The sequence below is a fragment of the Streptomyces sp. NPDC058534 genome (assembly GCF_042717365.1).
In the GTDB taxonomy this organism is placed as follows: Bacteria; Actinomycetota; Actinomycetes; order Streptomycetales; family Streptomycetaceae; genus Streptomyces.
Window position 1 is genome coordinate 6713 of the sequence record NZ_JBHXNW010000133.1, and the last position, 5261, is coordinate 11973.

A 5261-nucleotide genomic window follows, 5' to 3' on the forward strand; every position below is an offset into this window, starting at 1 on the left:
GGGCCCCCGGGCCCCCCCCCCCCCCCCCCCCTCGGGCGGGCCGCGCGCGCCCCCCCCCCCCCCCCCGCCCCGGGGGGGGCCCCCCCCACCCCCCACGGATCTTCTGAACGTCCCGGTACGGCTCAGTAGGCGCCGAAGACGTTGTCGATCGAGCCGTAGCGGTCGGCCGCGTAGTTGCAGGCGGCGGTGATGTTGGCGACCGGGTCGTACGGGTCCCAGGAGGTGCCCTCGACGTGGTACGCCTGGAAGGTCGGGGCGATCACCTGGAGCAGGCCCTTGGACGGGGTGCCGTTGACGGCGTTGATGTCCCAGTTGTTGATGGCGAGCGGGTTGCCGGACGACTCCCGCATGATGTTGCGGTGGATGCTGTCGTACGAGCCGGGGATGCCGTGCTGCGCCATGATGTCCATCGACTCGCGGATCCAGCCGTCGAGGTTGTCCGGGTACGTCGTCGCCGCCGTGGCGGCGGTCTTGGTGGCGGCCGGGGTGGCCGCGGATGCGCCGGTGGCGCCGATGAGCGGCAGGGCGAGCACCGCGGCACCGGTGCCGGCCACGGCCAGCTTGCGGGCGATGCGGGTGGTCCGGGCGTGACGGTTCTGACCGTTGGCAGACATGGTGTGTCCCTCTCCTTACGCCTACGAGGTGAGCTGTCGGGTTCGGGCGGGGAGGTGCCCGGCCGCGCCCTGACGGGTACGGCTTCACCCCGAGCCGCTCCGGTGGTGACCGGTGCGGCGACTTACCTGGGTCCCCCGCTCCTGCCGGCGAGTGAGTTGAGTGGATGACTGTGTGTCCGGGCGGTGGCAGGATTCGGCGTCCGCCCGACAGGCCGGGAACGTATGCGAGAGCACATGTCCGGAACAAGTGCAGGAATCACCCAACGTCCTGTTGACCTTGTTCTGAGGCGTTTGGGGCTCTTGATCCTTTGCGGTTGCCAAGCCTCAACTGGCGTGCGGGGCAAAGGGAGGGCGCAGGTTGCGGCGGGGTTGCCTGAGGGTGCTGTGGAGTGAGCCAACTCACGGGCCTCAACAAGCGCGGCAAAACGGGCATTAACCCCAACTGCGCCCCAACCGGCCCTCGATGCAGAGTGCTTCGCCGGTCCGGTGTTTTCGCGCACCGGGCGGGCATTCGTTCGGGACCGGGGAGGCGATATTTATATCGGCCAATATGTGCTCATATCGACTGATCAAAAACATACCGCTCATGATCCGATACCGACCGGCCTGTAACGGTGGGCGCTAGCGGTGATCGAAAGGTGACCGGATACGCTGACTTGAGTGGTGGCAGCGACCTATCGACAAACCAGGTAATCGCCAGTAGACACCAGCAGACAGGAGACCCCTCGTGACCGTCGTCGGGCCGTTCGGGCTGAGCGTGCGGGACCAGGCTCTGGAAGCCGATGTCCAGGCCGGATTGGTCGCGGTCGAGGAAGGGTTGCTTGAAGCAACCAAAAGCGAGGTGCCCTTCATCACGGAGGCCGCCCAGCACCTGGTGCGGGCCGGCGGCAAGCGGTTCCGGCCGCTGCTGGTGATGCTCTCGGCCCAGTTCGGCGACCGCTACGCCCCCGGGATCGTGCCCTCGGCCGTGGTGGTGGAGCTGACCCACCTGGCCACGCTGTACCACGACGACGTGATGGACGAGGCCGCCGTGCGGCGCGGAGTCGCCAGCGCCAATGTCCGCTGGGACAACTCGGTCGCGGTCCTGACCGGCGACTTCCTCTTCGCCCGCGCCTCCCAGATCCTCGCCGACCTCGGGCCCGAGGCGGTCCGCGTGCAGGCCCTCGCGTTCGAGCGGCTGGTCACCGGCCAGATCCTGGAGACGGCCGGACCGCAGGACGGCCGGGACCCCGTCGACCACTACCTGGACGTGCTCGGCGGCAAGACGGGCTCCCTGGTGGCCGTCTCCTGCCGCTTCGGCGCGATGATGTCCGGCGCCGACGAGACGGTGGTGGACGTGCTGACCCAGTACGGCGAGCGGCTCGGCGTCGCCTTCCAGCTCGCGGACGACGTCCTGGACATCGCCTCCGACTCCCACGAGTCGGGCAAGACGCCCGGCACGGACCTGCGTGAGGGCATCCCCACCCTGCCGGTGCTCCGGCTGCGCGAGCGCGCGGCCCGGCTGGGACTCGCCGAGGACATCGCGCTGAGCGAGCTGCTCGACTCCGACCTGAGCGACGACGCCCGGCACGCCGAGGCGCTGCGCCTGCTGCGCGCCCACCCCGCGCTGGAGCACGCCCGCCGGGACACCGTCCGCTACGCCAAGGACGCCCGGGCGGCCCTGGCTCCGCTGCGGGAGTGCGAGGCGAAGGCCGCGCTGGTGGAACTGTGCGACGCCGTGGTGCACCGGGCCGGCTGACCCCGCACCGCCCGTGCGCCGCGCCACGGTCGGGTGCCCTCCGTCGGCGGGCGGCGTACCCGTCCCCTACGGGGCGGGGGAGGAGCCGCCCTCCGGTGTCATCCCGCAGGAGTACGTGGAGTTGAGCCCGCGGTCTGACGATTGCGCTCCGGTGATTTGGTCAGATGGACACCACGGAAAACACCAATCCTCACCGATTCGGGTGAGAATGGCGGCTCACGGGTGAACTCACGGGTGAACGAGTGCGAGGTCGCGAGACAGCCGCCGCCGACGACGGAGGTAGGGCACACATGGCACCGATCGATTCCGACGACAACACGACCGCCGGGGCGGGCGAGGAGCTGAGCACCCGACGGCGCAAGGCAGCGCGGTACGTCGTCCCGGTCGCGGTGATGGGAGTGGCGGCCGCGACGATCGGGCTGGTCCCCGCTCTCGCCTACTCCGGGGACCCCGACCTGCCGAAGGTCACGGCGGAGGAACTCGTCCAGAAGATCGCCGAGTCGGACGTCCAGCAGCTCTCCGGCACCGTCCGGATCAGCACCGACCTGGGCCTGCCGGACCTCGGCGGCCTGGAGAGCAGCCTGATGTCCGAAATGTCCGGGGGTCCGGGCGGGGACGGGAAGGACGGCGGCTCGTCCGCCGACCCCTCGGCCAAGCTCACCCAGCTGGTGTCCGGCTCCCACACCCTGCGGGTCGCGGCCGACGGCCCCGACCGGCAGAAGGTGTCCCTGCTGGAGGACGCCGCCGAGTACAGCCTGATCCACGACGGCAAGGACGTCTGGGGCTACGACAGCAAGTCCAACGAGGTCTACCACTCCACCGCCTCCGACGGCGGAGAGCGGCCGGAGAAGGACGTGCCGGCCACCCCGAAGGACTTCGCCGACCAGGCGCTCAAGGCGATCGACGACACCACGTCCGTGAAGGTCGGCGGCACCGCCCAGGTGGCCGGCCGCGACGCCTACCGACTGGTCGTCGAGCCCAAGCAGAAGGGTTCCACGGTCGGTGCGATCACCGTGGCCGTGGACGCCGAGACCGGCACGCCCCTGAAGTTCACGCTGACCCCGGCGAGCGGCGGCGCCGCCGTCGTGGACGCCGGCTTCACCAAGGTCAGCTTCGCGAAGCCGGACGCGTCGACGTTCGACTTCACCCCGCCCAAGGGCGCGAAGGTCACCGAGGCCGACGAGCAGGCCAAGGCTCCGGAGCACGGGCGGGGGGCCGAGGGCGACCTCGCCAAGGAGCTGGACGGCCTGAAGGTCATCGGCGAGGGCTGGAACTCGGTCGCCGCCTTCGACACCGGCGGTCAGGGCCTGCCCACGGGCTCCGCGGGCGGCGGCGACCTGGGCGACCTCGGCGGCTTCCTCGGCTCCCTCGGCGACCAGGTCAAGGGCGACTTCGGCTCGGGCACGGTCTTCAAGACCCGCCTGGTCAACGCCCTGATCACGGAGGACGGCAAGGTCTACGCCGGTGCGGTCACCAAGGACGCGCTGGTGAAGGCCGCGGACGCCGCGAAGTAACGGAGCAGGGGCACAGGAGAGGAAGCCGATGGCCGAACCGTCCGTCGCGGAGCCGGAGCGGGCGGATGACGCCGTCATCTCCACCCGCGGCCTCACCAAGCGCTACCGCGGCGGACAACTCGCCGTCGACGGTCTCGACCTGACCGTCCCGGCGGGCAGCGTCTTCGGCTTCCTCGGCCCCAACGGTTCCGGCAAGACCACCACCATCCGCATGCTGATGGGCCTGATCGAACCGACCGCGGGCAGCGCCCGGGTCCTCGGCCGGCCCATGCCGCGCGCGGCCCGCACCGTACTGCCCAGGGTCGGCGCCCTCATCGAGGGCCCGGCCCTGTACGGCTTCCTCTCCGGCCGCGACAACCTGCTGCGCTACGACGCCGCCGACCCGACCGCCGACCCGCACACCCGGCGCGAGCGGGTCGGGACGGCGCTGGACCGGGTGGGTCTCGCGGCCGCCGCCGGCAAGAAGGCGAAGGCGTACTCGCTCGGCATGAAGCAGCGGCTCGGCCTCGCCGCCGCGCTGCTCCAGCCGCGCCGCCTGCTGGTTCTGGACGAGCCGACCAACGGGCTCGACCCGCAGGGCATGCGCGAGATCCGCGCGCTGGTCCGCGAACTCGCCTCCGACGGCACCACCGTCTTCCTCTCCTCCCACCTGCTGGACGAGATCGAGCAGGTCTGCACGCACGCCGCCGTGATGGCGCACGGCCGTCTGATCACCCAGGGCGCGGTGGCCGACCTGTCGGCCGGCGCGCGCGGCCGGCTGGTGGTGACCACGCCGGACGCGGGCGACGCGGCCCGGGTGCTGAAGGAGCAGGGGGCCGGGGACGTGGTCGTCGCCGAGGACCGGGTGACGGCCGAGCCTCCGGACCGCGACCTGGCCGAGGTCAACGCGGCCCTGGTCGCGGCCCACGTCCGGGTCCGCGGCTTCGCACTGGAACGGGCCTCCCTGGAGGACGCGTTCGTGGCCCTGACGGGAGAGGGATTCGATGTCGCGGGCTGAGACGGAGCACGTGCCGGTGGCGCGGGCCGAGACGGCGGGCGCGGGCGTGGGCGCGGGCGCGGGCGCGGTGCGCACGCCGAATCCGCTGTGGTCCCTCGGACTGCTGCGCAGCGAACTGCTGATCACCTTCCGGCGCTGGCGCACCCTCGCCCTGCTGGGCGTCCTGGCCGCCGTGCCGGTCCTGGTGGGCATCGCGGTGAAGATCGAGACGAGCGACGGGTCGTCGTCGTTCGGTGGTGGTGGTGGCGGGGGTGGCGGCGGCGAGGGCCCGGCCTTCATCTCGCAGATCAGCAACAACGGCCTGTTCCTGGTCTTCACCGCGCTCGCCGCGACCCTCCCGTTCTTCCTGCCGATGGCCATCGGCGTCGTGGCCCGCGGCGGGAGGGGCGCGGGGGCCG

The 5261-nt window shown here is 71.6% G+C and carries 4 protein-coding genes, 1 pseudogene and 1 riboswitch; of the genes and pseudogenes, 4 read left to right on the forward strand and 1 reads right to left on the reverse strand.

Features of this window, described 5'->3' with window-relative positions; genetic code table 11:
- Window positions 1–122: 122 nt before the first annotated feature.
- Complete coding sequence (locus ACFWR9_RS41290; protein ID WP_383852429.1) at window positions 123–614, reverse strand: transglycosylase SLT domain-containing protein; 492 nt, start codon at window positions 612–614, stop codon at window positions 123–125.
- A 4-nt stretch (window positions 615–618) separates the two neighbouring features.
- Window positions 619–774, reverse strand: a riboswitch (cyclic di-AMP (ydaO/yuaA leader).
- Between the two features lie 567 nt (window positions 775–1341).
- Here ACFWR9_RS41290 and ACFWR9_RS41295 point away from each other — a divergent pair.
- From ACFWR9_RS41295 to ACFWR9_RS41310, 4 genes and pseudogenes are all read left to right on the forward strand, one after another.
- Window positions 1342–2352: a polyprenyl synthetase family protein gene (locus ACFWR9_RS41295; RefSeq protein WP_383852431.1), complete on the forward strand. Its 1011-nt coding sequence runs from the start codon at window positions 1342–1344 to the stop codon at window positions 2350–2352.
- A gap of 290 nt (window positions 2353–2642) precedes the next feature.
- Window positions 2643–3866, forward strand: coding sequence for an outer membrane lipoprotein carrier protein LolA (locus ACFWR9_RS41300; protein ID WP_383852434.1), 1224 nt, complete (start codon window positions 2643–2645; stop codon window positions 3864–3866).
- 28 nt (window positions 3867–3894) lie between these two features.
- A complete protein-coding gene (locus ACFWR9_RS41305) occupies window positions 3895–4863 on the forward strand; it encodes an ABC transporter ATP-binding protein (RefSeq protein ID WP_383852437.1) in 969 nt (322 codons plus the stop codon).
- Window positions 4850–5261 (forward strand): annotated as a pseudogene (locus ACFWR9_RS41310) (ABC transporter permease); the annotation flags it as partial. The gene ACFWR9_RS41305 and the pseudogene ACFWR9_RS41310, both read left to right, overlap by 14 nt.

Bases quoted from the DNA above. Each gene is read 5' to 3' on its own strand.
- ACFWR9_RS41290 (WP_383852429.1), bottom strand. From the start codon at position 614: ATGTCTGCCAACGGTCAGAACCGTCACGCCCGGACCACCCGCATCGCC.
- ACFWR9_RS41300 (WP_383852434.1), top strand. From the start codon at position 2,643: ATGGCACCGATCGATTCCGACGACAACACGACCGCCGGGGCGGGCGAG.
- ACFWR9_RS41305 (WP_383852437.1), top strand. From the start codon at position 3,895: ATGGCCGAACCGTCCGTCGCGGAGCCGGAGCGGGCGGATGACGCCGTC.